Source organism: Neisseria sp. HMSC31F04, assembly GCF_001807735.1.
GTDB lineage: Bacteria > Pseudomonadota > Gammaproteobacteria > Burkholderiales > Neisseriaceae > Neisseria > Neisseria elongata.
In genome coordinates this window covers 1-741 of sequence record NZ_KV790772.1, presented here as the reverse complement: position 1 = coordinate 741, position 741 = coordinate 1, and the positions used below count along the sequence as shown (strand labels likewise).

The window sequence follows — 741 nt, the reverse complement described above, 5'->3', positions numbered from 1 at the left end:
TGTCCTGATTCAAATTTAATCCACTATATTTCTCAAATTCAAATTGCCGGCCGGATTGAGCGCGGCATCCCGGGCATCGGGGCAGGGCGATAGTCCGGCAAAACGAAAAAAGGCCGTCTGAAAGATATTTTTCAGACGGCCTTTTCGGCTTTAAACAGCCGGTATCCGATTAGCGGGCGTTACAAGATGTTTCCACTTTGTTGCCGTATGGGTCGGTGAAGGCAAAGAAGGCTTCGCTGCCTTTTTGATGCCATTCCGCACCTTTGCCGAACAGGCCTTTGTTGGAAGTATAACGTTCGCCGGAACCTGCAACCGCAGATTTCAGCACGGCGTGTTTGTCATCCAAACGCAATTCGATGCTGTCGGTGCTCAGGCTGCGGACGTGTACGGCCAAGCCGTTTTCGCAGTTGAAAGAGGCATTGATGCCGCGTTGCTGCTGATGGGCATGACCATGGTTGTGGCCGTGGTCGTGATTATGGCCGTACGAATAACCGTGGTCGTGACCGTGATAACGGGGAGCCTCGTCAGGTACGGCGCAGGCAGCGAGCGACAAAGAGGCAACGATGGCCAATAGGGCTTTTACTTTCATGTATTTCACTCCTATAACAATATTGTTTTTTCGACAGACGAGGCTGTCGGGCTTGATATTATAAATATCTGCATGATTGGACAAGTCTGTTTAACTCGAATTTACATGCAGAGACCTTTGCAAAATCCCCTAAAGTCCCACCAAGACATTTA

1 protein-coding gene is annotated in these 741 nt (G+C 49.7%); it reads right to left on the bottom strand.

Features of this window, described 5'->3' with window-relative positions; genetic code table 11:
- Positions 1-169 precede the first annotated feature (169 nt).
- Positions 170-589 carry an MliC family protein gene (locus tag HMPREF3107_RS02090; protein WP_070452838.1) on the bottom strand — a complete coding sequence of 140 codons (420 nt, stop codon included), beginning with the start codon at positions 587-589 and terminating at the stop codon, positions 170-172.
- Between the last annotated feature and the right edge of the window lie 152 nt (positions 590-741).